Raw genomic sequence first — 25,680 nt, forward strand, 5'->3', positions numbered from 1 at the left:
CTAACCGTACCCGTCGCAAACCACCTGATCCGGCGGTGTGTGCCTATTCGCTGCGTTCGATAAAGATCTCGACGCGCCGGTTCTTGGCGCGTCCCTCGGGCGTTGTGTTGCTGGCGATTGGCGCATCTGCTCCTTTGCCCTCGACGTCGACGCGCGAACCATCGGTCAAACCAGGTTTCAGTGCCGCGGCAACCGCCTTGGCGCGCTCGACCGACAACTCGAAATTGGTCGGGAAGCGGACTGTGCGGATCGGCGAACTGTCAGTATGGCCGACGACCCGGATCCGTCCCGGCTCCTTGTCGAGGGTTGCTGCGACGCGGAATGCGATCGGCTTGAAGCCGTCGAGGATGGTCGCCTGGCCCGACGCAAACAAGGCTAGGTCGCAGACCCTGATCACGATGAAGCTGGGGGTCTGGTCCGCCGTCATGGCACAGGCGGTGTTCTCCTTCGCGAGCGCATTGCGGATGCGTTGCAACTGGGTAATGCGATCCGGCGGCGGCGGAGGCGGCAGTGGCGGGGGTGGTGCAACGACCTGACGCTTGAGCTCGATCGGGCCGGCCGGATGGAGCGCGAGCGCCACCTCGGCAGCATTCTCTGCCCGCCCAGCGAGGAGCGTCCGCAGAACGAAATAGGACCCGGTCAGCAGCGCGGCAACGATGGCTGCCACGAGCCAAACCGGAACACGCAGACGCTGCCGGCGTCCCGCCAGCGCCTGCCCGCGCCAGTTGGGCGACAGGTCGCTCATCGTTTTCGGTCGGACCCGGCGCAGCAATTCATAGAGGTTGCGCTGGATCAGTTGCAGGTTCGCAAGTCCGCCCCCTGACGTCCGGTGGATGCCCTGAAAACCAAGCGCAAGGCAGGTGTGCTGAAGTTCGAGGACCGGATAGTTGACCAGTGGATCAACCTTCAAATGGTCGAGGATCTCAAAGAAACGGACGCCGCCGACACGCTCGCCGAAGAACCGGCTCAGCATCGAATATTGCGTCCAGACGTGACGCTCTTCGGTTGGGATGTGCTGCACGATATCGTCGGCAGTGGCACACAGGATGTATTTCGCTGTGTTGGCCTGGTGCTCGGAAATGCCCGCTGAACGGATGTCCTTCTCAAAGAATTTGATCGCGTCTGCGACCTGCTCCATCAGGCTGGCGAATGACGCTCGCATGAGCGCCACCCGCAATCGACCGAGCAATTGCAGCAACGGGCCCGCAGCGCGCATCACCGGATTGGCATTTGGCGCGACCAGATCGTCAACGCGCAACGGCGGCCCTGGCGGCAACATGGGTTGCGGCACGTGGCCTTGCGCGGGTGTCGAGATCCATTCCTCGGCTGGATGGCTGGCCGGCGCGGAGGCGTAGTTCGAGCCCTGTGGAACGGGCGAAAAGGATGATGGTGGCGCTGGCGCGCCGGGAGAGGGTACGGGTGATGGCGAATAGGCCGGGCGTGCTGCAGGCCCCTCGCCCGGCGGAGGCTGAGAGGTCGGCGCCGGCGGCAACTTCCCGCCGGGATTGGGACGGATGATCGTCCGTTCGCCCCGACCGAAAGGATTGACCGGCTTGTCCTTGTCGCTCATGGCCTGTCTTCCAGGATAGCCCAAAGATACAGCTCAAGCTCGGGCCAGTCGCCGGAAAAGTGCATTCCGATCGACGCAGCCGTACTGAACTCGGGCCACAGCGGCGACTTGCGGTCGAGATAGAAATAGACGTGATCCGTGATGGCCCGGATATGCGGCGGCGGCGTCGGCAAATGCGCCAGCGTCAGGCCCGGCAGGTTTGCGTGCACGATCTCGTTCATCTTGGTGTTCGGCCCGACCTTGAACAGGTGCGGGAAATCGTTCTGGATCTCCACAAGCGGCCGCCGTGCGGCAACCTCCAGCACCAGGGTCGCATTTCGGAATAGCGCTCGATCGCGGATCGGCGATACGAACGCATTCTGTGCGCGCTCGATGATCTCCAGGCGGATCGCCCGCCGGCCCAGCCGCGCGCTCAAGAAGTCCTGGACGTCGCTGACCAAGGGTGTGAAGACGTTCTCGATATCGTCGTGATTGTACGCCGGATAGTTGCGCGCCCGCCGTTCCGCCGTGGAAAACGTCGCAAGTTCACCCGCGAACCTCAGCAATTCCTCGTACAGGCGCTCGGGGTGCACGCTGCCGGAGCGCTGGAAATGAGTCAGCACGGGAATGGTACGGTTCAGCACTTGCAGGACCAGATAGTCGACACTCTGCAACCCACCACCGGATGACGGATCGACCGCATAACGCGCCAGCTCGTCGAGTTTAGTCTCAACCCAGCCGATGATGCGGTTGAGCCAGCCATCGATGATTGGATGCGCGGCGCAGACCAGCATCGGCGGCACGAACTTGTCGTCGAACAGGATGTTCTTGTCGCGCACCTCGAGAATGCGCGCGATGCCGAGGCCCATGTATCCGGGCTTGCTCGTCTTGCGCAGTTCGAACGACAAGCGCGGATAAGCGATGTCGATCTCTTCCTCGATGCGTAGCGCCGAGGTCGAGTCAATGAAGGTTTCCGAAGTACGGACATAGCGACTGGCGCTGTCGGTGCGGTCCTCGTCGACCTCGCGGGTGTTTGGCGCCGCGACCGGCATCATCAGCCAGACGATCTGGCCTGCGGCCGTCTCCGGCACATCGATCGATTCGGGTATTGGGCTGTCCGCAGGGATATCGAAGGGCGTACCGTCCGGCATGACGCCGGACGCATTGCGCACCGCGAATTTGCTCTGTTCGGTAAGATCCTTATCGATCTCTAGCCGGGCAAAGCCCCAGGGGTATGGTGTCGTGTAGCGAACGCGCTTTTCCAGCAAGTGTTCGATGTAGCGGTCGTTCTGCTGCAGATGATGCGGCCGCAGAAACAGACCTTCCGACCAGAAAACCTTGCTGTACCAAGACATTCCTACATCCACTTAGAAATTGTCGGCAACCGCGTGGTCGCCGAAAGTTTACTTTGAACCGGGCTTGTCACCGCGGTCGTAATAGTCCGAGAAAAGCAACATAAAGGTTTCGATCGGCGCGCTGTTGTCGCGGCCAAGATGCGCCTTCCAGCGCGTCAAGAACTCGTCCCAGAGTTTGCCCTTGTTCGTGCCGAGCCAGGAGCTTGCGCCACGCTGAAGCTCGAGCTCGCGCGCCATCAGCGTCGGATCTATGCCCGCAATCAGCTCATGGACAGCGTGCTGCATCGCCATATAGGTCCTCAATTGATGTGACTTGAGATCACTGAATCCCTGTGCAAAGGCGCGCTGTGCGTCGAGATAGCTGCGCGTCGGCGGCCCAAAGAGGATGCGCATCGCTTCTTCCGAGGTCGGCGAAAATTTCAGCGGATTATTTTCGAGCGCTTGGACGGTGGTCTGGCTGGTGCTACGGGTCAGCTGCTTGGCTTGGGTTCGCGCCTGCAGCAGCGCCATCAGATTGTCCACGGTCATACGCAAGATGATGCCAAGCTGTTCGGCGAGTTCGGCATCGGACTTGCTGGCAAAGAAGTTGTCCGGCAATCCTGCAGCGCGCGCCACCAGTCGCGCAAAGTCGGTACCACCGACTGGCTTGGCCGTGACAGGGCCCTCGTCTGCTGCTTGCGCCGGGCGCGGCGTCTCAACCTGCGGGTGCGATGGCGATGCTAGCGGCTGGGCGGCGGCTGATTCATCATCGATCCACACCGACGGCCGGCGTGGAGTCGGAATGGCTGGCGGGCGCTCGACTTGCGGTTTCGGCGCGGTGACTGGACCGGCTGCCCAGTTCATGTCGTCGTCCTGCACGGACGGTTGGTACGGAGACATCGGCGATGACCGTCGAAATGGGTCCACACCCGGCGCCGGGACGCTCGCCGCCCAATCCAGGAACCCCGGATTGACGGGCCGCGGAGCCTCGCGTGGCTTCTTCAACAGTTGCGGATCGATCGGCGGCGGAACGTCACGATCGGCCGTCCAAAGCTCTCCGTAATCCGCATGCTGCTGGCCCGAGGGTTCGTGCAGTTGCGCCTCATGGTGTGGGGTGCGCCCGCGAGCCTCAGCCTCCAGCGAAACTCCGATGATGTAGTGGCCGATCGTGAGCCGATCGCCGTCGCGCAAGCGGTGCGGCCCGCGTATGCGCTGGTCGGCACCATTGAGAAAGGTGCCGTTGGTCGAGACGTCGTGCAGCCAATAGCCACCGTCGCGAAAGTGCACCTCGCAATGCTTTCCGGAAATCGTCCGCGCCGGATCCGGCAGCGTCCAGTCGAGGTGACGGTCCCGGCCAATATCGACCGAACGCCTGCCGGTGACCGTAAACGACACAGGTCCGCCGTCCGGAAGATTCGGTTCGTTCTCGATATTAAAGCGCAGCACCATCACATCGTCTCGTTAGCGCGGAGGGCGCGGTTCGCCGCGTGCCAATTGAATACCATCCTCCAGGCATGACGTCATTATCTGGTCCCGGGAGTCACGGGGGAGCCGGCAGAGGCCAATCAGCAGTGCTGTACGCACCGCCCGTGCGGCCTGATCTGGCTTGGCTTCCACAGGCGCAAATTCCGGGGGAACCACGCTTCCGCCGGACCAGCCGGCCGCCAGCGCCAGCCACGTTGCTGGCTGCTCGGGATCGTTGGCATTGCCGACAGCCAGCGCCTTGTTCCGGGACTGCTCGTCCGGTTGCCGGACCCAGGTCTCCACAATATTGAGCGACCTGCTATCGCTGGCATCGAAATGGTCGAACATCCGTCGCAGAGAGCGACATCCCCAGCCAATTGCCACGCGCCTTGGAAGCAGGTAGGCACAGTAAGACACGGCGGGGTGCCAATTGCACGCGTCGGCGGCCTCCTGAAGGAAATCCAGCGAAGGCTTGTCAGCGTCGGCTCTGCCGACATCATAGCGCGCCAAGGGATAGGCCTGAAACAGATCCTGTACCGTGCCGAATCTAACCTGCCCCATGATCGTCAACCGACAAGAGTTGGAGTGCCGTGAGCGACCAGCGGACCGCCTGCAGCAAGCGCCATGCCGGCCTGCGCTGTCATGGCGATCGTCGGCGCGTTGATGACGATACCCGCCGGGGTCAGGATAATCTGGCTCGGACCAACCTGCAGGGTGATATTGGCGTTGGCCATGAGCGTGATGCTGATGCCCGCATTGACGGACTGGTCCATGGCCAGCGTGATGTGCTGACCGCCCAATTCGATATCGAGTTTGTCATTGCCTTTCTTGAGCGTGGTCTTGCGGGTGTCGCCGCCGAATGCAGCTTCGCCGATGGTCCGTGTCTCGGTGTCGCGGACCGTCACGTCATGGTCCTTCTCGGCATGCACCGTGATCTTCTCGGATCCCTTCTTGTCCTCGAAATTCCACTCGTTGAAGCCGCCGCCGCCTTTGGTGGAGTCGGACTTCAATCCCGCAATCGTCTTCTTCGACGGCAGATCGTAGGGCAGCTTGTATTCGTCGTTGTACACGGTGCCGATCACCAGGGGCCGGTCCGGATCCCCCTCCAGGAATTCGACAACGACTTCCTGCCCGACGCGTGGGATGATCTGACCGCCCCAGCGCTTGCCAGACCAAACCTGGGCGACACGCAACCGGCACGACCGCTTCTTCTTGCGATCCCAGAAAAAGCGGACGTAGATTTCGCCGAGCGACTCGACGTCGATTTCCTCGCTCGAATTGTCGTCTTTGGTCACCACCTTGGCAGTCTGGATGCCATTGATCCTTGGCTTCGGGGTCAGCATCGGCGCTCGAAACGGCCGATCGCTCGGCAGAAACTCGTAGCTGCCGAAATAAACGTGTTGCCCGGCGTCGCTCGGACCGCCGGTGCGATAAGATTCGATCGAGAACGAGTGCGTGGCGCGCACCACGAGATATTCCACGTTCTGCGAATCCTTGGAGTGCTTTTCAAGCTTCGTTAGCCCACCGGGGAACAGGTTGACGGCGTCGCCATTGCCGCGGCGCCTCCGGTCCATTGCCTGCTCGGCCTGAAGCTGGATTTTCGCGTAGCGCTCGCCGTCGGACTTTTCCTTGAACTTCCCTGGATAGTCGTAAAACTCCATCTCCGACCGGGTGTAGTGCTCGGAGCCCTTGGCGTCGCTGACCATCTGCGCGTTGGGCTTCTGATAGTTGTAGTCGTTGAGCTCGATCTTGCCGGTCCGAAACCGGCGCTCCGAGACCCATTCGTAGATATGCTGCTCGCCTCGACGATCGGCCCCCGTCAATGGGATATAGGGAATCGTAGCAAGACCGTTGATCGGGCTATGCGACGATTTGGAGTCCGCCAACACCAGCGTATGTTTGCCGCCCTCGTGCTTGAAGAAGTAGTAGATGCCGTGCTGTTCCATCAGCCGGCACACGAAATTCATGTCAGTCTCGCGGTACTGAACGCAATATTCGAGCTTCGGACAGGACCCCTCTTCGGTCAGTTTGGATTCATAATCGGTGAAGCCGCGTTCGTTGAAGACCTCCTTGATGATGTCGGGCGCTTTCTTGTCCTGAAAGATCCGACAATCGGTGGTCCGCGACAACAGCCAAAACCAAGGCCTCAGCACGATCCGGTAGCTGAAATAGTCGTTGTTTACCCCGAGCCACTGGGCCTCCGTCAGAATGCCACTGAACTCACGCTCCTTTTCATGCAGCTTTATCGTCAGCGTACATTGCTGACCAATCGCTCGGTCGAAGTCGAGGTCGGCATCCTCACTGAGACACTCGATGCGATACTCGAACAGTTCACTGAGACCTTCCGAGCCTTCGAATCCGGCAAAAACCAGAACGTCCTTGCCAAGAGGCGTCTTGAGTTCGCAGAGGCGGGTATCCTGAGTAAGCTGGCCCATGTGGGCTTAAACTCCCTCCTTCGATCGAATGACCCGCTGCAAAGAGCTGATCAGACGTTATGCAAGAACCGCGGAAATCCTGCCTGCCACTGGCAGTGCCGGCAAGTCCGCCCCGGGGCTGGGCCTCCTGACGTTTCACGACAGCAGTCCAAAGAACCACCCTGGCCATCAAGTAGTCGGCTCCAAGAGCTTGCCGGTTCACGCGAAAATGGCATCTTCGGAAATGAACCAAGATCAGCAGGCATCTGACCCATAGGTATAGAATCGGATCATACGCCCCCGCGAGATCCCCTAGTCGTCACGGGCTCGGCAGCGGGGCCGTGACCGAGCAGATGGACGATCCTCGCATGCTTGATGTCGCCTCCCTGACGCTGCCCATTACCGCTGACGATCCCTGCGGGCCGGATCTCGACGCCATCGGAGACGTCCAATATCTGAACTTCTTCGCAGGTGCGGAATCCCTGCTGCCAATGTCGTTCTTCGAGGTCGTCAATGCCAATGGGGAGCGTGGACGCTTCGATCCAAAGGCAGTCGATTTTGCCGGCCAATTTGCCGCCGCACAGCCCCTTCTGGCGCGTACCCGCGATCTGCGCCTAAACCTGCTGCTGGCCAAGTTTTCAATCCTCGACCGCGACCTCGACGGCTTTCTTTACTGCCTGAGGGCGACCAACTTGCTGCTGCGCGAGCAGTGGGAAGCGGTGCATCCGAAGGGCGAGGACGGCGACTACGCGCTTCGGGCCGTCACGGTCGAAGCAATCGACGTGTTTCCGACCGTGATCAACCCGCTCCAGTTCCTTCCCCTGATTGAGAACCGCAGACACGGCAACCTCAACTACCGTGCCTATCAAATCGCCCAGGGCGAAATTCCCGCCGGTGACGCCGACGCCGACGGGCTCGATCTCGCGACCATCGAGCGCATCGTCAGCGAGACCGATCTCGACACTCTCAAGGCAACCAGCGCGCGGTGCTCCGCGGTCGCTGCTGAAATCGCAGGCATCAAGGCGACCTGGCGTGAGAAGATGAACTCGGGGCAACCTATCAGCCTCGACAGGCTCTCCGGTTTGGTTAACGGCATGGCTGCCTGGCTTGCGGGTCTTGTCGCGTTGCGTGATCCCGCGGCGATTACCGCAACTGCGGAAGATGCCGGTTCCGTCGATATACAGGTGCCGCTGGACACCACCGGGATGTTGGCTTCATCTGCACAGGCGTCCGCAGCGCTCGGCGCAGCGGCCGCCTATTTTGCCCGAATGGAACCATCCAACCCGGCGCTGTTGCTGGTACGTCAAGCGCAGGAGATGGTCGGCAAATCATTTATTGAAGTGATGCGGATGCTGGTGCCGTCCCACGTGGAGAGCGCTGCGATCAACATCGGGCGGGACAAGGTCTTCGAGCTGCCGATCGAACGGATGGCGGAGCTCGCGATCCCGCTCTCATCGACGATCGATGAGAGCGCCCAAGATATTGTTTTTTCGGTGGAAAACAGAGCGCAGGCCTTGGGTCTGCTGACGAAGGTGGCGTCGTTTTTCCGAACCGCGGAGCCGTCCAGCCCGATCCCCTTTTTGGTCGATCGCGCGCGCGACCTTGCACAACGAGATTTCCTCAGCCTTTTGAATGATGTTTTACCTGAGGGAGCGCTTAAAACAATCGACAGATCGCGTTGAACCGAGCTTTCGGTCGAGGGCACTAATTGGACACAAGCATGTTTGCCGACCGCAGCAACTTGAAGCGCCCTAGTCAATCTGCGTCGCGCAAATTCGATGTTTAAAGCGATTTCGTAGTGAGGGAACCATGGCTACAGACAGCGGTCAAAAATTCATTCGACGAAACCGCGCACCGCGCGTGCACATCACATACGAAGATCCTTATGACGCCGAGCGACTTATAGAACTGCCGTTCGTCATGGGCGTCCTCTCCGACCTTTCCGGCAATAACCCCGGCGTCGAGAAGACGAAGGTCGAGGAGCGTAAATTCCTCGAGTTCGACATGGACAATTTCGACAACCGCATGGCCGCAATCCAGCCCGGCGTGACGGCGCGCGTCGCCAATCGCCTCAGCGATGGATCCGACGAAAAGATCTCGGTCAACCTGCACTTCAACAAGATGGCAGACTTCACTCCGGTGGCAGTCGCCCGCCAGGTGCCGGCCACCGCCAAGCTGCTCGAGGCGCGCGAACAACTCGCCAACCTGCTGCGCTACATGGATGGCAAGGTGGCCGCCGAGGACCAGCTGAAAAAACTTCTCGCCGATCCTCAACTGATGGCAGCGCTGCGGGAACGCGCGACAAGCCAGTCGACCGAACCTGGCACCGAGAGCTAAGGAAGGAATGGGGACCATGGCAAAAGAAGCTGTTCACAAAGAGAGCACTACCCAGGTCAAAACCGTCGAAGCTGATGAGTTTGCCAGCCTGCTGAAGCAAAGCTTCAAACCGCGCACTGAACGTGCTGCAACCGAAGTCGAAAACGCCGTATCCACGCTCGTTCAAGAGGCGTTGAAGGATACGAGCGTCATCAAGTCGGACGTCCTCGATACCATCGAGGAGATGATCGCGCGGATCGACCAGAAACTGACCGCGCAAATGAACGAGATTCTTCATACACCTGAGTTCCAGGCGATCGAAAGTGCGTGGCGCGGCCTCCACTACCTCGTCTTCAATTCCGAGACCGACGCCAACCTGAAGATCCGGGTGATGAACGTCTCCAAGAACGAGCTGTATCGGAATCTGCGGCTTTATCCCGATGCACGCTGGGACCAGAGCCCCCTTTTCAAGCAGATCTATGAGTATGAATTCGGCCAGCTGGGTGGCGAGCCTTTCGGCTGCCTGATCGGCGATTATTATTTCAGTCACCTCCCCACCGATGTACAACTGCTCCGCGATCTCAGCAAGATCGCCGGCGCCGCACACGCCCCCTTCTTCAGCGGCGCCGAGCCGACGCTGATGGGAATGGACTCTTGGACCGAGCTGTCCAACCCTCGCGACATCGGCAAGGTGTTCGACACGCCGGAATATGCCGCATGGAAGGGACTGCGCGATCAGGACGACTCGCGCTATCTCGGCCTGTGCATGCCGCGCGCGCTCGGCCGCCTCCCCTACGGCGCGAAATCGGAGCCAGTGGAAGAGTTCGCCTTCGAAGAGGAGACGGACGGACACACCGGCGACAAATACGGCTGGATCAACGCCGCCTACGCAATGGCGGTCAACATCAACCGCGCCTTCAAGGAGTTTGGCTGGTGCACGCGCATCCGCGGTGTGCAGTCCGGCGGCGAAGTTATCAACCTGCCGACGCACACATTCCCGACCGATGACGGCGGCGTCGACCTGAAATGCCCGACCGAAATCGCCATCAGTGATCGCCGCGAGCACGAACTTGCAAAGGCGGGCCTCATCCCGCTGATCCATCGCAAGAACACCGACAAGGCCGCCTTCATCGGCGCCCAGTCACTCTACAAGCCGAAGAAGTACTTCGGCGAAAAGGGCGTGGATGCCACCGCGTCCGACAACCTGTCGTCACGACTACCTTACATGTTCGCAGTGTCCCGCTTTGCGCACTATCTGAAGTGCATGGTTCGCGACAAGATCGGATCCATGAAGGAGAAGGATGAGCTGACGATCTGGCTGCAAACCTGGATCAACGAATACGTTGATGCCAACCCAGCCCTCTCGTCAGAAGCTCAGAAAGCGCGCAAGCCACTGGCCGCTGCGAAGGTTGAAGTCATCGCAAACGAGGAGAATCCGGGATATTACAACGCGCGCTTCTTTCTTCGTCCACACTTTCAGTTGGAGGCGATGGACGTCGGCCTCAGCCTGGTTTCACGCCTACCTGGCCCCGGTTCCTGACGCCGCAACATCGCAACCGTAACCACGCAGAAATTTGAGAGGACTATGCTATGGCTGTCGACATCTTCTTGAAACTCGACCCGATCAAGGGCGAGTCGCTGGACGACAAGCACAAGGACGAAATCGATATTTTGAGCTGGTCTTTCGGCGAGAGCCAGTCAGGCACTTTCCACAGCGGTTCGGGCGGCGGCGCCGGCAAGGTCAGCATCCAGGATCTGCACTTCACGCACTTCGTCGACAAGGCCACGCCGGAGCTTTTCAAAGTTTGTGCGAACGGCAAGCACATTGATACGGCGATTCTCACGGTCCGCAAGGCGGGTGAAAATCCGCTGGAGTATCTCAAGATCGAGATGAAGCACATTCTGGTCTCGAGTGTATCGACGGGCGGATCGCACGGCGAAGATCGCCTCACCGAAAACGTGAGTCTGAATTTCGCGAAGGTCAAGATGACGTACAAGACCCAGACGGAAAAAGGCGGCGCTGGAGCGGCGCCGGTGTTTGGCTGGGACGTTCCCGCCAACAAGGAATGGGCCTGATTGTCGGCTTCTGCTTGGCGCCGGTTGCGATTAGCGCGAACCGGCGCCGCACGGTGCGATTGCGGTTGACGTCTCGGCGGGAGCGGTCGCGAGCCCGACCGCCTGCCGAGGCGACATCATCATGGAGACCAGCTGATGCTCCGCGAAAGGGCATAGCGAGCCTGGCGTCTTGGGGACGGTAAATGACCATTACTCCAAAGAGGGATCGTCTCTCTCCCCCGCTAATGCTGGCCTTTCGCTTGGCTCATGAAGCTCGCGATGCGCGCAAGAAGCTCAATTTACGCGATGACTTCGGTGAACGGGTCATTGCCGGGCGGCGTAGCGCAGGCCGCTTTCCGATCTCGGAAACGCTGTTGCGGCGGGAGGTCTCTCATGACCTTGAAACACTTCTCAATACCATTGCTCTGGAATCGACCTTGGATCTGAGCGACCGGGATTGCGTCCGGACATCGATCCTGAACTACGGCTTCCCCGATATCGCCCACCGCTCGATCGACGAGGTTACGGACGACGAACTCACCGACGCGTTGCGCGAGACGCTAGCGACCTACGAGCCCAGACTGGATCGCAAGACGATCCGGGTTCGTCGCGACGGCTCGGTCGGTCCTGAGCAGCTGAAGCTGCGCTTCATCGTTCACGCCGACCTCAAAGCTGAGCCGCTCAACGTCCCCGTGGAATTTGTCGCCGACGTCGACCTCGACAGCGGCGACATCCAGATCAATCGACTTTAGCATGAATCGCGAATTCCTCGATTTCTACAATCGTGAACTGTCATTGCTGTACGAGCAGGCGGGAGATTTCGCCGAAGAATATCCAGGTATCGCAGAGCGCCTCGGCGGCCTGATCCGGGACCGCTCGGACCCGATGATCACGGGACTGCTGGAAGGCGCTGCGTTTCTTGCCGCCCGCGTTCAGCTCAAGCTCAAGCACGAGTTCCCGGAATTCACTGCAAACCTGCTCGAGCAACTGGTACCGAACTATCTTGCGCCGACACCTTCGGCCATGCTGGTCACCGCGCGGCCACCCTATGCCGACCCGGCACTGCGCGACGGCAGGAAGATCGCGCGCGGCGCCTATTTCGACGCGACCTATCGCGAGAGAGAACGAAGTCTTTCCTGCCGGTTTCGACTTTGCCGCGACATCGTGCTCTGGCCATTTGACGTCACAAGCGCCGAGTATTTCTCGACGGCGGGCGCTCTGCAGGCGCTCGGTATCCCGGTCGGCAGTGATGTCATCGCCGGGCTGAGGCTATCGTTGACCCATCGTAGTGCGGCCCGGCTCGACGAGGAGCCGCCGGACGCAGAGGCCCGGACCAAGCCGGAAACCTGGTTCGCAGGCTGCCGCGTGAGCGAGCTTCCGATCTACCTGTCCGGTGCGGAATCCGACGCCATCGCGCTTTACGAGCAATTGCTCTCGAATTGCAGGGGGGTCTACTTCCGGCATCTCGACGACTTCGGCGATCCGGTGGTGACTCGTGCCCCCCATGACAGCGTGCAGCAAATTGGCTTCGACGAGAACGAGTCTCTGTTTCCTAACGACAACCGGATCTTTCGTGGCTCGGAGCTGCTGCGTGAATATTTCATGTTTCCACGCAAGTTCCTCGGCATTACCCTCACCGGACTTCGCAGCGTGATGTCACGGCTGCGCAGCAAATCGATCGATATTGTCTTCGCATTCGATGAACACAATTCACGGTTGGCCGCCTCGGTGCGCCCCGAGACGTTCAGGCTCTATACCGCGCCGGCGATCAATCTGTTCGAGAAGACGAGTGATCGCATTCCGGTCAAGTCGAATACGCACGAGTACCATGTGGTGCCAGATCGCAGCCGCTATCTGGAATACGAACCGCACCAAGTACTCGAAGTCTACGCGCACCTTCCGGCAGAGAAGGATAAGCGGCCCGTGCGCCCGCTATATTCGGCCGCCGTCGACCGGACCAGCGGGTCGGTCGACGGGCTTTATTTTACCGTCCGCCGCTTACCTCGGCGCCGCACAGTGGAAGAAAAGACATACGGTTCTTCCTCCGACTACACCGGGACGGACATGTTCCTGTCACTGCTCGAGCCCGTTGAATTGAGCGGCAAAGGCTCTGTCGCCGAACTGAGCGTTCGGGCTCTCTGCTCCAATCGCCATCTCACGGAGCACTTGCCGGTCGGCCAGGGCGGCGCCGATTTTCGCCTGCTGGACGACACATCCCTTGATCTGATGTGCGTCGCCGGTCCCACGCCGCCGCGCGAGCCAGTGGTGGCCCAATTGCGCAGCCGCAGCGAAATCGCCAACAGCGGGATTGTCAGCTGGCGGCTGATCAACATGCTCAGCCTCAACTATCTTGGCCTCGTCGAGCGCGGTGGCGGCAAGAACGCCGCAGCGCTGCGCGAGATGCTGTCCTTGTTCGCCGACCAATTCGACGACGCCACGGAACGCAAGATCCGCGGCGTGCGCAGCATAGAAAGCCGCCCCGTGGTGCGGCGCGTGCGTGAGCGCACCGGCAGCGGCGCAGCACGGGGCCTGGAGATTACCGTCACGCTCGACGAGAAAGCATTTGAGGGCAGCGGCGTATTTTTGCTCGGGGCGGTGCTGGAACGCTTCTTCGCCGACTATTCCGGCTTCAACACCTTCACCCAGACGGTCATCTCGACGCCGGAGCGCGGCGAGATCATGCGATGGCCGCCGCGCATGGGCACGCGGAGACCGCTATGACGCTGATCGACCAGATGAAGGCCGAGCCCTGGCGTTTCGATTTCTTCCATACGTTACGCCAGTTCGAGCGCGCCAACCCGGATCGACCGCGGATCGGTGACAGTGCCGCGCGCCGCGACGAATATATCGAACTCGGCCAAGTGCCTTATCTGGAGTTCCCCGCCTCGAACCTCGCGGCGGTGGACGACCAGAGTGGCCGGCTCAGGATACTCGTCAAATTTCTCGGCCTCCTGGGCCCGCAGGGCGCCCTGCCCATTGCCACCACCGATGAAAGTCTCAGCTGGTGGCTGATGCGGGATGACGCCTTCCCGCGCTTTCTTGACCTCCTCAACGGACGCTTCCTGCAACTCTTCTTTCGTGCCTGGGCCGACGCGCGCCCGATCGCGCAGCATGACCGCCCCGCGGACGATCGCTTCATTGCCTATGTCGGCTCCTTCGCCGGCTTGGGCTCCGCTGTTTTCGCCGATCGCGATACGGTACCTGACATGGCGAAGCTCAGCTTCGCTGGACTGGTCGCGCCCAGGGCGAAGTGTGCATCACGGTTGACTCGGTTCCTGCAAGGACTGTTCGAGGTCAAAGTCGAGATCGACGAATTCGTCGGCACCTGGCTCTCATTCGACCCAAGTCACTGCAGCCGGCTCGGCGGAACGCATGCGAGGCTCGGTCAGGACGCCCTTCTCGGCTCACGTGTGTTCAGCGTCGAGGACAAGATCAGAGTTCGGATCTTTGTCAGAACATTTGCTCAGTACGAACAATTCCTGCCGACCGAAACACCCAACCTGTCGGAGCCACTGGCCGACGCCGTTTTCTTCTATATCGGCGACGAATTGGAATGGGAGGTCGAGCTCGCCATTCCTGCGGGAGAGGTTGTACCGGTCAGGCTCGGACAAAGTGGTCGACTTGGATGGACCTCCTGGGTCTCACCGAACTGGGCCTCCACGGAAGAATATCGCCGCGATGCCCGCTTTCAGCTCGGCGAGCGATTGAGAGCCCGCCGGAGCGCCGCAGCCAATGCCGCGGCGATTTGAACCTATCCATCGCGCCGATCGCCTAATGCTATGGAATTTGAAGCAATTTCCGCGTGATGGCAAGCATCCGCGGAGGAATTGAGCAGGAGGAGCCGCCGTGACCGACATCAGCATTGAAGCTGTAACGGGCAAGCTGAACCGGGCCGGCTATGATGCCTTCATACAGGCCCTGCGCCATGCAAAGAGCGCCGGCAATCGCAACGTCGAGCTTGCGCACTGGCTGTTTCATATTCTGCAGCAGGAGCGCAACGATCTCAGCCTCTCGGTCGATCACTACAAGCTCGACCGCGCGCGCTTATTGTCGGACCTTGCCGGCGTGATCAGCGGCTTTTCTAAGAACGAGACCGACATGCCGGGCGTCGCGAATTCGGTCATCGATCTGCTCGATCGCGGCTGGCACTATGCCACGCTCTTCTTTGGCGAGACCCAAATCCGCACCGGTCATCTGCTTGTGGCAGGCCTGAAATCGAACGATATTCGTCGCACGCTGAACAACCTCTCGCGGGAATTTGCCAAGGTCAACGTCGACGCACTGGCGGCTGAACGCCGCGCTGTCTGGACCGGCTCCGACGAGGAGACAATGCGGCCGATGGACGGTTCGGGCCTGGTTGGCGCCGGCACGGAAGGCGCGGCCCAAGCGGGTCCGAAGGGCACGACGCCGCTCGACCGGTTCTCCCAGGACCTCACCGCCAAGGCCAAATCGGGCGAAATGGATCCGATCCTTGGCCGGGACGAAGAAATCCGCCAACTGATCGACGTGTTGATGCGTCGGCGGCAGAACAATCCAATTCTCACCGGCGAGGCTGGCGTCGGCAAGACCGCAGTTGTCGAAGGCTTCGCGCAGCGCATTGCCGCGGGCGACGTGCCGCCACCGCTGCGCAATGTAAGGCTCTGCGCACTCGACATCGGCCTGATGCAAGCCGGCGCCTCCATGAAGGGCGAGTTCGAGCAGCGCTTGCGGTCGGTGATCGACGAGGTCCAGAGCTCACCTACCCCCATCATCATGTTCATCGATGAAGCCCACACACTGATCGGCGCCGGCGGCACGGCCGGCACTGGTGATGCGGCCAATCTCCTGAAACCTCCCCTCGCCCGTGGCACGCTGCGCACGATCGCTGCCACCACATGGGCGGAATACCGCCAGTATATCGAGAAGGATCCCGCGCTTACACGACGTTTCCAGCCGATCCAGATCGACGAACCTGATGTGGAGACCTGCTGCATCATGCTGCGCGGACTTCTCGGTCCGATGGAAAAGCACCACGGCGTTCGCATCTCGGATGCTGCGATCGTCGCAGCGGTCAACCTGTCCCACCGCTACATTCCTTCGCGGCAGTTGCCGGACAAGGCGGTCAGCCTGCTTGACACCGCCTCGGCACGCGTGGCCATCAGCCAGAGCGCGACGCCGGCCCTGATCGAGGATGCACGCGTTGCGATTGCCGCTCGTGAAGCTGAGAGATCAGCACTCGTCAGCGACAGCGATCTTGGGATTGAGGACAGCGACCGCATCACGGCGATCGACAAAGACATTGCGGCACTGAAGGACAAGCAGACAAACCTCGAATCCGATTGGGCCACAGAGCGGGAACTCGTCAAGGATATCCGGAGCATTCGAGAGATTCTGTCCCAGCCCAAAGAAGGCGAAGATCCGACTGTCAGGCGCGCGGAGCTGCGCGGCAAGTTCGACACACTTGAGACCATCAATCCGGAAAAGCGAATGGTCTATGCCCATGTAGATCAGCAGTCGGTGGCGTCCGTTGTCTCTGATTGGACCGGCATCCCGGTCGGCCGGATGATGCGCGACGAGATCGAAACCGTGCTGAAGCTACCGGAGATCCTCAACCGCCGCGTCGTCGGCCAGTTCCATGGGCTGACGATGATCGCCAAGCGAATTGAGACCAGTCGCGCCAAGCTGGACAACCCGTCGAAACCGATCGGCGTGTTCATGCTGGCTGGCCCGTCCGGTGTGGGCAAGACCGAAACCGCCCTGGCGCTTGCCGAGACTCTTTATGGCGGCGAGCAAAACATGATTACGATCAACATGTCAGAGTTCCAGGAAGCGCACACCGTCTCGACCTTGAAAGGCGCACCTCCCGGCTATGTCGGCTATGGCGAAGGTGGGCGCCTCACCGAGGCCGTCCGGCGCAAGCCCTATAGCGTCATTCTGCTCGACGAGGTGGAGAAAGCTCATCCCGACGTCCATGAAATCTTCTTTCAGGTATTCGACAAAGGAACCATGGAGGACGGCAACGGGCGGCGGATCGACTTCAAGAACACGTTGATCATCCTTACCACCAACGTCGGCACCGATCTGATCATGGGCCTATCACGCGATCCAAAGTATCGCGACGAGCCGGAAGAGCTCGCTAGGATGTTAAGGCCGGAGTTGCTGAAGGTGTTCCCAGCGGCGCTGCTCGGACGCATCGTCTCGATACCGTACTTCCCGCTGTCGGACGAGATGCTGTCCGGGATCGTGCGTTTGCAACTCGACCGCATCGGACGGCGCCTTCGCGACAATCATAACGCGACCTTCGGTTATGACGGCGCGGTCGTCGAGCACATTGTGTCGCGTTGCAACGACCCGGACTCCGGTGGGCGAATGATTGACAACATCATCACCAACACCCTGCTCCCCGAGCTGTCGCGCGAATTCCTCAGCAAGTCGCTCGCCAAGGAAGAGGTGAAGGGAGCACGCGTATCGATCGAGAACGACAAGTTCGCATATTCGTGGAATTGAGCACGATGAACATTCAAGCCGAGCATCGTCCCCCGAACATCGGTCCAACGCCATACGACGAGGTCTACTACCCGGGCCATGTTTATGGGCTTACTCATCCCAACCATCTTGCTACCATGGCCGCCGTTTACGGCATGCAGCCGGCGCCGGTCGAGCGTTGCCGGGTGCTGGAGCTTGGCTGCGGCGTCGGCGGCAACCTGTTGCCGATGGCCTTTCAATACCCGAACAGCGAATTCGTCGGTGTCGACCTGAGCGGCGTGACGATCGAGCGCGGTCAGCAAAATGTCGCTACATTGGGCCTGGAGAACATCAAGCTTCTCCACTGCGACATCATGAATGTCGATGCAAGCTTCGGACGGTTCGACTACATCATCGCGCACGGCGTTTATTCCTGGGTGCCACCGGCAGTGCGCGAGAAGATGATGATGGTCTTCAAGCAGAACCTGGCTCCGCGCGGGGTCTGCTACGTCAGCTACAACGCGCACCCATTCTCGCATCTTCGCGACATGGTCCGCGACATGATGCGGTATCACACCCGCCGCCTCACCGGCATGGAGGAGAAGGTAGGACAGGCCCGCGCGATCCTGAAGTTCCTGAGCGACGGCTCCAAGGCCGACTCGGTGCACGGCGCGGTTATGCGCGACCAGTACAACCGCGTCCTCAAGTCGCCCGACGAGCTTTTATTTCACGACGATCTCGATGATGGCGCCGAGGCCTTCCTGCTGCATGAGGTCGCCGAAGACGCAAGCCGCCATGGCCTGCAATACCTGGGCGACGCTGATTTTTCACGACGCTATCTTGCCGGCTATTCCGAGGAGGTTCGCGCAGCGCTGCAGCGCTTCCCGGAAAGCGAGTTCATGGCGCGCGATCAATATCAGGACTTCATCGACGGCAACGGTTTTCGGCGCACCTTGCTCTGCCACGACAGCATTTCGCTATCCCGCCAGATCGACCTCGATTTCGTTACCCGGTTCCATTTGCTGAGCACGACCAACCCGGTCCATTCCGACTCCTGCGTGACAGACGATTCCGCGATGGAATTCGAGAACCAGGACGGCAGCAGGGTCACGCTAATCAATCCGCTCTTGAAGGCCGCGTATCTATGTCTCGGCCGAGCTTGGCCGCGGGCATTATCATTTGACGAGTTGCTCGATGGCGCCCGCGCGCTGCTGGGCGACCGGCAGGCATATGATGACAAAAAGGTGTTGACTGAGGCGATGTTCATCCTGGCTTGCAGCGGCGAGGTTTCGTTCCTGCTGTCGCGTCCCTTTTTGTTGAAGGAAGCTACGGAGCATCCGCAAGCGAGCCTGCTCGCGCGAAGACAAGCGCAAACAGGTCCGCTGGTCACCAACCTCCTCCACCAAACAGTGCAGTTGGAGGACGACCGGACCAGGGATTTCCTGCAATTGCTCGACGGTGCGCGGACCATCGACCAGATCACGGCCGAAATGACGGAAAAATTCGGCCCTACCATCCGGATAGGCCAGAAGGATGGAGCCGGGCAGCCAGCCGAGCCGTTACTGCTGCCAATGCGAGAAAGCGTTCAACGCTCGCTTGCGATGGTCGGCAAGCTGGGCCTGCTGGTCGCGTGACGCGCTCAAGTGCACGGCTCCGTTGGCGATGAACGGCAGGAGTTGGAAGCTCCCGCCGTTTCCTGAAACGGATGCGGTCCCCGGCACTCTAGCCGTCGTGGGTATATTGCTGGCCGAGGAGCCATCCCGTGAGAATACCGCCAGGGCCGCTGGTATAGACCGGATCAAAGCCAACACCTGCGCGCAGCATTTTCCATTCATGCTCCCCGACCCAGGGAATCCCGGGATCGCCCTTCTGATACTGGGACAGCAGTGTTCGGGCGACTTCTGCGGCATTGGCGTAGATCGGCCCGTTGGCCCAGCGAGGGCGGGGCAGGCCAGTCATGCGGCAATAGAGCGCCGTGCAGACATAGGCAGACGCCTCTTCCGCATTGGCATCAAGGCCGGTACGCAACAGATCGTATGCCGCGTGCAGGCTCTCGTGGACGATATAGGCTGCGTCCAGCCGGCCCGTCGCCGACACGACCTCAAGCGTATTAGCCGCAACCGCTGTGCCGTCGGCTCGGGTTCGCGCGACATCGTTATATTGCGCAGCAACACCCGCTGCGAGATCGGTCGGAACCGCGACTGTGACCTGCCCCAACCGGATCGCCCGGGCAACGTGATGAAACGTTTGCGGCGCAATCGTCACGTGGCTGCCGCGGATCGGAAACCGAAAGCGCATGCGTGCGACCGCCGGGCCATTGAGCACGTCTAATACCCTGCTCCGCAGTGACATTGATCGTCCTCACTGTTCACACTACCCCACGGATGGTGGTCGCCGTTTCCGATCGGCAGGTTCAAACACTGCGCTGGCGCGACATGACTTCGCATGACCTGGGCCGGGCGCCAGCTTCATCGAATGCGCCGGCATTGAACCCGAACCCGTTCGGGCGAGACTAATCTGAGGCGAGGATTGCCGCGGAAGGCGCCCCATGACGACGACCGATCCGACGACGACGGACACTTACCGGAAGATCGCGGCACGGCTGACCATGTTTCGGCCGCAGATCGATTTGACAAAGTATTTTGCGGGGCCCAACCCGGATGTGCGGCTCTACGACGAAAAGCCCTACATCCGACACCAACTCGAGAAGTATGGTGTCGCGGCTGCGACGAACACACTCGATGGCGTCACCTTCCTGCCGAAGCACTGGAGAGATCTGACCAAGACGCTGCGTATCGCCAAGACGCCGGAAGGATTCGACGCCTTCGCCGAAGGCCAAAGTGCCGAGAAGCCATCGCACTGGGCTCTTGACCTGTCGATGGCCGCCACAATCGGCAAGGGATTTCGGGAGATCTGGCGTCCAAAGCTCTCCGACAGGCCACTCTCAACGCGCGATCTTCCGGGGCGGCACGGTTTCGGGCTTGGACGCGATCGCGGACAGTGGGGCGACGCCTACAGCTCGCAATTCGGCAAGGACCCGCAGCCACAAGACATCACCTCGCTACATTTCGCGGTGGCACCCGATCGGGTAAACGTTCACATCGACGAAACGGGCTTCGCGTTCGAGGGTGTAGGTGGTGCACTGACGGTGGGCCCAAACTTTTTGCATCACGCCGGCAATGAACTGTTCTGGAAGAGCAACAAGCATATACCGCAATGGGCGGCAGAGCATATCGACCTGATTCTGCCGAACAGCGCGAACGACTTTTCGCGCCTGGGCATTTCGGTCGACATGTACCAGCGCAAAGATTTGCGTGTCACGGTCACCGGCTCCTGCGGAATTTTCGGCGGTTTCGAGTGCTCGGGAACCGTGAGCATCAGCGGAACGCATGATCTGCTCGGTTCGAGCTCAAAGGGCCGGCGCTAAGCGGATATTGCTCATTCGACATTGCTCATTGTCTACGCCTTCATGCTACGAATGAAGCTCCTCGATTTGCCACTCCCAGTTCGCGCATCGAATGAATGGAACCATCGAACCGCCTCGAGGTAGTGGCGACTAATAGATATTGGTGGAGAACGCGTAGTTCCGCAGGAATCAGCAGGGGAGGCTTTGCATTGCCGAACCAGGAAAGGCCCTTGAAGCCTGTCGTCGAAAGCTATGTACCGCCAGCAGGAATCCGGCATGCCGTGACGGCGGGCGAGACTTGGATATCCCTCGCCAAGCGGATCGGCATCGACCCCTGGGATCTCATCGAGTTCAACTTTCCGGGCACCAAGCTCGTCAAACAGCGCGATTTCCAACAAGCCACACGACAGGTGAACTGGTACCTGGCCGAGTATGTAGGCTGCCGCACGATGTCGCCCGACCGCCAGAATTTTGCGTTCTCTTCCGGTACGACCGGCGGGAAAGGTGGGTGGCGAGGGGGATTCATCTATCTGCCGCCAGGTACGCCGCCTCCCCCGCCGATTGCGCCCACTCCACCGGTTGCGCCCACCCCAGCGGCTCCGACCCCGCCGGCATGTGAAGGAAGCCGACCGGACTTCGCGCGCGTGCTGGACGTCAGCGAGCGGAATTTCGCGCGCAACGTCTTTGGCCCGACGCTGCCGCCGTGGGAGACAATTGCGATTACCAATGGCCTGGGAGCAGGCGGAAGACCGTGGACGAACGATGGGCCGTTCTTTAGGGGAAGCAATCCCATGGTGCCAAGCATGCGGTATGCCATCAATCTTGGCAATGTCGCGTTCAGTAACATGGCATCGCCTAACCCCACCTTCGGCCTCTTGTGCGACGATTTCGGTCGCATCTGCGACCTCTTCGTGCACGAAATGACCCACGTGTGGCAGGCGTTCAACGATTCAAACTGGACGATGGCGCGCTCCTTCTGGGCGCAGACAGTCGGTGCCGGCTACGAGTACACGCCGGGCGATTCCTGGGACTCATACAACGTCGAGCAACAGGCACACATCGTTGAAGATTGGCACAAGTACAAGATCAGTTATCCGATGCTTGCCGAGGAACGCTATCCGTACGTCCGGCTCGTGATCCGCTCTGGACGCCTCACTTTTCCTCGCAGGCTGGATCTGGTGGCGTTGAAAAAGGACGTTCAAGATCTGCGCGCAAGGCACCTGGACTAGAAATCTCGGTCACTTCTTGCACCACAAACGAAACATGCCCGGGAGTGGACACCATAGCCGAAGTGATATTTTGCTTTCCAGTGGCATGGAAAGCTTGTCCTTGGACAAGCAACTCGTCACCAACTTCAACGCATGGTAAGAGCACTCGTTCTCGGCATCCCTTCAGCACGTTGAGGCTGCGGTCAGCGCCGGCACTTCGTTGAATTCCGAACGCCTGTTTAAGAGCCTGCGCTATCTGCGACAATGTCGGCTTGGACCGCAATATCGGACGCCTGCGCTGCGGTTGAGAGCCAGAACCGGGCTTGCCGCATCCCCAAAAACTGCGCTGGCACCGCGTGAGGTTCCGCCTACGAAATTGAACCGTCATCAATCGAGCGGGGACTAACCTTTCAGCGCGGCTGGGTCTGACCGCAAGTGAGAAAAGGCCGCGAATCCGCAGCAGCCGAATACCTCATATGGAACGTCTCCATGTCCGACACCCATACACGCGACCCCTCGTGGAAAACCGATTTGATCTGGCACTATTTCCACGCCGTCAGTACGGCGGCCAAGGTGCCCACCTATCGCAAATTCTACAGCAACCAAGACCCGAGCGACGAATTGGACAACCGCCATCGCGTCTATGAAATGCTGGTGGATGAGCCGCTGCACACCCATCCCACGCTGTCGACGACCTCGGACGAGTCGATGGAAAACTACAAGAAGAGCAAGCTGCCATGGAACCAGAACAATGGCGGCTTCCTCAAAGCGGTGAACAATGAATGTTGGTGCGGTTCGATCCTCAAGATCGTGTTCGTCCGCTATATGGGCTGGAAAATGGCCGAACCGACGGCGCGCGACCAAGTGAGCGTGGGAAGGGATCCCAGCAAAGCGGTAGACTGGACAATCAAGAATCTCGAAAACAAGATGCCGGTACGAGCGTCCCTCGGCGGCGCCCATTATGTCGGCATCGTCGGCCACCGCACTACGGGGGCCGACAACAAGGTCACCGAGTTTCTGTGCCTCGACCCATGGGCCTATGGCATCGACGGCGGCAATCAGGCCATGAAATATGCCGGTACGTCGACCGCCTTTCTCGGGATCGAGAAACGCGACGGCGCGGCATGGACCTATAGCAACAAGGCCGTCGCCTTCGTCGAACGGCCGTCCTAGGAATTATGGCAGCGAGTTGCCATCATGCTCGCTCGGCGCCGAGCTGTTTTAGTCGTCTACGAAATAGGATGTTTCTGAAACCCCACCAAGTGCCGATTGATCTCAGTACTAAAAGCTGGGACAACTGGTAAGTCTGTCGAGAAACACAATTGGTCCTATCCTGAAGAGGCGCTCGAGGGTCGCTTCAAAAGGACCATTTTAAAAATCAACTGTGATCAGTTCACGGCGCATGAAATCGAATACATCGCGCTGATCCAGCGGTATCGCATCGCCAAAGATCTTGTCCGCGAAGCCCGCGAAAACCCGGCAAGCGCGCGCCGCAAAATGCATCTGGTCGTGCGTCTCCCGGATGATCTCGTGGTCCGAGTTCTACATGATCGCCATGCGCTCAGTCTGCGCATCGAGCAGACCGGCGCTCGCCCCTCTGGAGAGCCTTCGTTCCTGCTCTAACCGATCGGAATAGCTGGCGAGAGCGCTCATTTCTCCGGAGGACGCAGCGGGCCGTCCGCCCACTTGCGCGCTGCAGGATCACGCAGCGGGTCGTCGTCGCATTTGGCGCAGACGTAGCGCAGCCGTCCCTCCGCTGCTTCGTCCGGCAAACCCTTCATTGGCCTGCCGCAGCCAGGGCAAGCCTTTCGGACCGCATAGCGCCGTGCCATCATTGTTTTATTTTCCCCGCAAGGCACTCTAGTCCCGCAATGATGGCGAACTCAACCGGATCGCGGAAACTTGTCCGGCTGGGGGACCTTAAATGCGTCTGCGCCGGCCGCCCGGTCCGGATCCTCGGAATTCGCTGCCAGCATGCGCGTGTGCTTCGACGAGACGACGAAAACTAGCCTCGGAGCGCAGCGTCGGTCGCTGTCGTCGCACTCATGGCGCGACCAGTTTCTTCCGGATCGCATAGCGAACAAGCTCCGCCGTCGATGACATCCCGAGCTTGCGCATCGCCGCGGCGCGATGGGTCTCGATGGTTTTCACACTCAATTTCAAGATGGCGCTGATCGATTTGTTCGTATGCCCCTCCGCAATGAGCTGGACCACGCTCTGTTCCCGCGAGGTGAGCAGTACGCCCGACTTGTTCTGCTTGTTGAGTTGGAAGTCCCGCAGAAGCTTTTCCAGCAACACGCCAGTGAAGTACGGCCTGCGATCAAGCAAGGCGTCTATCGCGGATATCAGGTGCTCTCTGGCATCAGACTTGAACAGGAAGCCGCGAACGCCGGCCAGAATGGCCTCCGTCAACAGTTCCTCGCTGTCATGCATCGTCAGGATCAACACCTCGGTTCGCATATGCATAGCGCTGAGGCGGCGACTCACTTCGAGTCCATTCATGAACGGCATCGAGTAATCGGCGATCAGGATGTCCGCACGCGTTTCGATCGCCAAAGCCAGGGCCTGCTCGCCGTCGCAAGCCTCGCCGCCGACGACCCAATCGGAGCGCATTTGGACGATCGCGCGCAGCCCCGACCGTACAACCTCATGATCATCGGCAATGACGATGCGCTTCACGACGGCGCTCCCGTATGTCGACCCAGAACCTATCGGGCAATCAACGGAGATGACTGGCAGCCAAGTCGGCTGACTGTATCGACCCTCTTCCGGAAAGTTATCCCACAAAACCCTGAGATCGGGTCGCGGATGTCCCGATCGCCGGAATGCTCCATCACTCGTCGACCAGTTTGGCTCTAACCGCGTATCGGACCAGACCGGCTGTCGAGTTCACATCGAGCTTCCGCATCGCGGCGGCCCGGTGAGCTTCTGTGGTCTTCACACTGAGGTTCAAGATGGCACTGATGCCCTTGTTGCTGTATCCGTCGGCAACGAGCTTGACGACCAGTTGCTCGCGGGGCGTCAGCCTCGCCTCATCGAGCGGTGCGCAATCCATATGGTCAACCCCGCTTCCAACGCCGAACGACTTGTGAACCAGGAGTGAATCGACAGCCGCAAGCAGCAGCTTGTTCGCCTCCGACTTCGACAAGAAGGCCCGCGCACCGGCCTGATAGGCCTGCTGCGCCAGCAGGCTAGAGCTGTGAACGGTAAAGATCAGGACCTCGGTGGGGAGCGAGCACTCCCTGATCCGCCGGGTCACCTCAACTCCGGTCATGCGCGGCATGGAGAAATCCAGAATGGCGACATGCGGCCTGCTCTCGATCGCGGCGGCAACTGCCTTTCTGCCGTCGCTCACCTCCGCCACGACCTCCCAATCGGCACGTTGCCCAAGCACCGCTCGGATACCTGAACGGACAGCCTCATGATCATCGGCGATCAGGATACGTTTCATGCAAAGTGCTCCTGCTTCGATCGCCGCCGCTTCGAGTAC

General features: G+C 60.2%; 21 protein-coding genes. 13 read left to right on the forward strand and 8 right to left on the reverse strand.

What is annotated here, in order from left to right; all coding sequences use genetic code 11:
• Positions 1-43: 43 nt before the first annotated feature.
• The 5 genes from tssL to tssI are packed head-to-tail and all read right to left on the reverse strand — an operon-like array spanning position 44 to position 6,782.
• Positions 44-1,570, reverse strand: a complete 1,527-nt coding sequence (gene tssL / locus IVA74_RS06495) for a type VI secretion system protein TssL, long form (protein ID WP_256467591.1) — start codon at positions 1,568-1,570, stop codon at positions 44-46.
• Positions 1,567-2,904: a type VI secretion system baseplate subunit TssK gene (gene tssK, locus IVA74_RS06500; protein WP_247340881.1), complete on the reverse strand. Its 1,338-nt coding sequence runs from the start codon at positions 2,902-2,904 to the stop codon at positions 1,567-1,569. The genes tssL and tssK overlap by 4 nt, the downstream gene beginning before the upstream one ends.
• Before the next feature lie 48 nt (positions 2,905-2,952).
• A complete protein-coding gene (gene tagH, locus IVA74_RS06505) occupies positions 2,953-4,332 on the reverse strand; it encodes a type VI secretion system-associated FHA domain protein TagH (RefSeq protein WP_247340987.1) in 1,380 nt (459 codons plus the stop codon).
• 12 nt (positions 4,333-4,344) lie between these two features.
• A complete protein-coding gene (locus IVA74_RS06510; protein ID WP_247340882.1) occupies positions 4,345-4,908 on the reverse strand; it encodes a hypothetical protein in 564 nt (187 codons plus the stop codon).
• 5 nt (positions 4,909-4,913) lie between these two features.
• Positions 4,914-6,782, reverse strand: a complete 1,869-nt coding sequence (gene tssI, locus IVA74_RS06515) for a type VI secretion system tip protein TssI/VgrG (protein WP_247340883.1) — start codon at positions 6,780-6,782, stop codon at positions 4,914-4,916.
• A gap of 347 nt (positions 6,783-7,129) precedes the next feature.
• On the opposite strand from tssI, the gene IVA74_RS06520 reads away from it, so the two are divergent.
• The 9 genes from IVA74_RS06520 to IVA74_RS06560 all read left to right on the forward strand — a co-directional run bounded on the left by IVA74_RS06520 (position 7,130) and on the right by IVA74_RS06560 (position 19,210).
• Positions 7,130-8,443, forward strand: coding sequence for a type VI secretion system ImpA family N-terminal domain-containing protein (locus IVA74_RS06520; protein ID WP_247340989.1), 1,314 nt, complete (start codon positions 7,130-7,132; stop codon positions 8,441-8,443).
• Positions 8,444-8,570: 127 nt separating this feature from the next.
• Complete coding sequence (tssB, locus tag IVA74_RS06525; RefSeq protein WP_247340884.1) at positions 8,571-9,098, forward strand: type VI secretion system contractile sheath small subunit; 528 nt, start codon at positions 8,571-8,573, stop codon at positions 9,096-9,098.
• A 16-nt stretch (positions 9,099-9,114) separates the two neighbouring features.
• Positions 9,115-10,617, forward strand: coding sequence for a type VI secretion system contractile sheath large subunit (gene tssC, locus IVA74_RS06530; protein ID WP_247340885.1), 1,503 nt, complete (start codon positions 9,115-9,117; stop codon positions 10,615-10,617).
• A gap of 50 nt (positions 10,618-10,667) precedes the next feature.
• Positions 10,668-11,153 (forward strand): type VI secretion system tube protein Hcp, encoded by a 486-nt coding sequence (locus IVA74_RS06535; protein ID WP_247340886.1) that lies wholly within the window; start codon positions 10,668-10,670, stop codon positions 11,151-11,153.
• A 182-nt stretch (positions 11,154-11,335) separates the two neighbouring features.
• Entirely contained in the window at positions 11,336-11,884 is a 549-nt protein-coding gene (gene tssE, locus IVA74_RS06540; protein WP_247340887.1) for a type VI secretion system baseplate subunit TssE, read from the forward strand.
• 1 nt (position 11,885) lies between these two features.
• Complete coding sequence (gene tssF, locus IVA74_RS06545; protein ID WP_247340889.1) at positions 11,886-13,853, forward strand: type VI secretion system baseplate subunit TssF; 1,968 nt, start codon at positions 11,886-11,888, stop codon at positions 13,851-13,853.
• Positions 13,817-14,881, forward strand: a complete 1,065-nt coding sequence (gene tssG, locus IVA74_RS06550; protein WP_247340891.1) for a type VI secretion system baseplate subunit TssG — start codon at positions 13,817-13,819, stop codon at positions 14,879-14,881. Before tssF ends, tssG begins: the two co-directional genes overlap by 37 nt.
• 97 nt (positions 14,882-14,978) lie before the next feature.
• Positions 14,979-17,618: a type VI secretion system ATPase TssH gene (gene tssH / locus IVA74_RS06555; RefSeq protein ID WP_247340893.1), complete on the forward strand. Its 2,640-nt coding sequence runs from the start codon at positions 14,979-14,981 to the stop codon at positions 17,616-17,618.
• Between the two features lie 5 nt (positions 17,619-17,623).
• The gene (locus IVA74_RS06560; protein ID WP_247340991.1) at positions 17,624-19,210 is read left to right on the forward strand and encodes a class I SAM-dependent methyltransferase; all 1,587 of its coding nucleotides are present in this window, start codon (positions 17,624-17,626) and stop codon (positions 19,208-19,210) included.
• 88 nt (positions 19,211-19,298) lie between these two features.
• On the opposite strand, the gene IVA74_RS06565 is transcribed toward IVA74_RS06560, so the two are convergent.
• Positions 19,299-19,874 carry a hypothetical protein gene (locus IVA74_RS06565; protein WP_247340895.1) on the reverse strand — a complete coding sequence of 192 codons (576 nt, stop codon included), beginning with the start codon at positions 19,872-19,874 and terminating at the stop codon, positions 19,299-19,301.
• Positions 19,875-20,124: 250 nt separating this feature from the next.
• Between IVA74_RS06565 and IVA74_RS06570 the strand changes: the two genes are divergently transcribed.
• The 4 genes from IVA74_RS06570 to IVA74_RS06585 all read left to right on the forward strand — a co-directional run bounded on the left by IVA74_RS06570 (position 20,125) and on the right by IVA74_RS06585 (position 23,813).
• A complete protein-coding gene (locus IVA74_RS06570) occupies positions 20,125-21,003 on the forward strand; it encodes a hypothetical protein (protein ID WP_247340898.1) in 879 nt (292 codons plus the stop codon).
• Positions 21,004-21,212: 209 nt separating this feature from the next.
• Entirely contained in the window at positions 21,213-22,211 is a 999-nt protein-coding gene (locus IVA74_RS06575; protein ID WP_247340900.1) for a LysM peptidoglycan-binding domain-containing protein, read from the forward strand.
• A gap of 414 nt (positions 22,212-22,625) precedes the next feature.
• Positions 22,626-23,363 (forward strand): hypothetical protein, encoded by a 738-nt coding sequence (locus tag IVA74_RS06580; protein WP_247340901.1) that lies wholly within the window; start codon positions 22,626-22,628, stop codon positions 23,361-23,363.
• A gap of 96 nt (positions 23,364-23,459) precedes the next feature.
• Positions 23,460-23,813 (forward strand): hypothetical protein, encoded by a 354-nt coding sequence (locus IVA74_RS06585; RefSeq protein WP_247340902.1) that lies wholly within the window; start codon positions 23,460-23,462, stop codon positions 23,811-23,813.
• 420 nt (positions 23,814-24,233) lie between these two features.
• Here IVA74_RS06585 and IVA74_RS06590 read toward each other — a convergent pair whose 3' ends face one another.
• Together IVA74_RS06590 and IVA74_RS06595 are read right to left on the reverse strand one after the other, a co-directional pair.
• Positions 24,234-24,869 carry a response regulator transcription factor gene (locus IVA74_RS06590; protein WP_247340903.1) on the reverse strand — a complete coding sequence of 212 codons (636 nt, stop codon included), beginning with the start codon at positions 24,867-24,869 and terminating at the stop codon, positions 24,234-24,236.
• Positions 24,870-25,023: 154 nt separating this feature from the next.
• Entirely contained in the window at positions 25,024-25,641 is a 618-nt protein-coding gene (locus IVA74_RS06595; protein WP_247340904.1) for a response regulator transcription factor, read from the reverse strand.
• Between the last annotated feature and the right edge of the window lie 39 nt (positions 25,642-25,680).

The organism is Bradyrhizobium sp. 132 (genome assembly GCF_023074185.1).
In the GTDB taxonomy this organism is placed as follows: Bacteria; Pseudomonadota; Alphaproteobacteria; order Rhizobiales; family Xanthobacteraceae; genus Bradyrhizobium.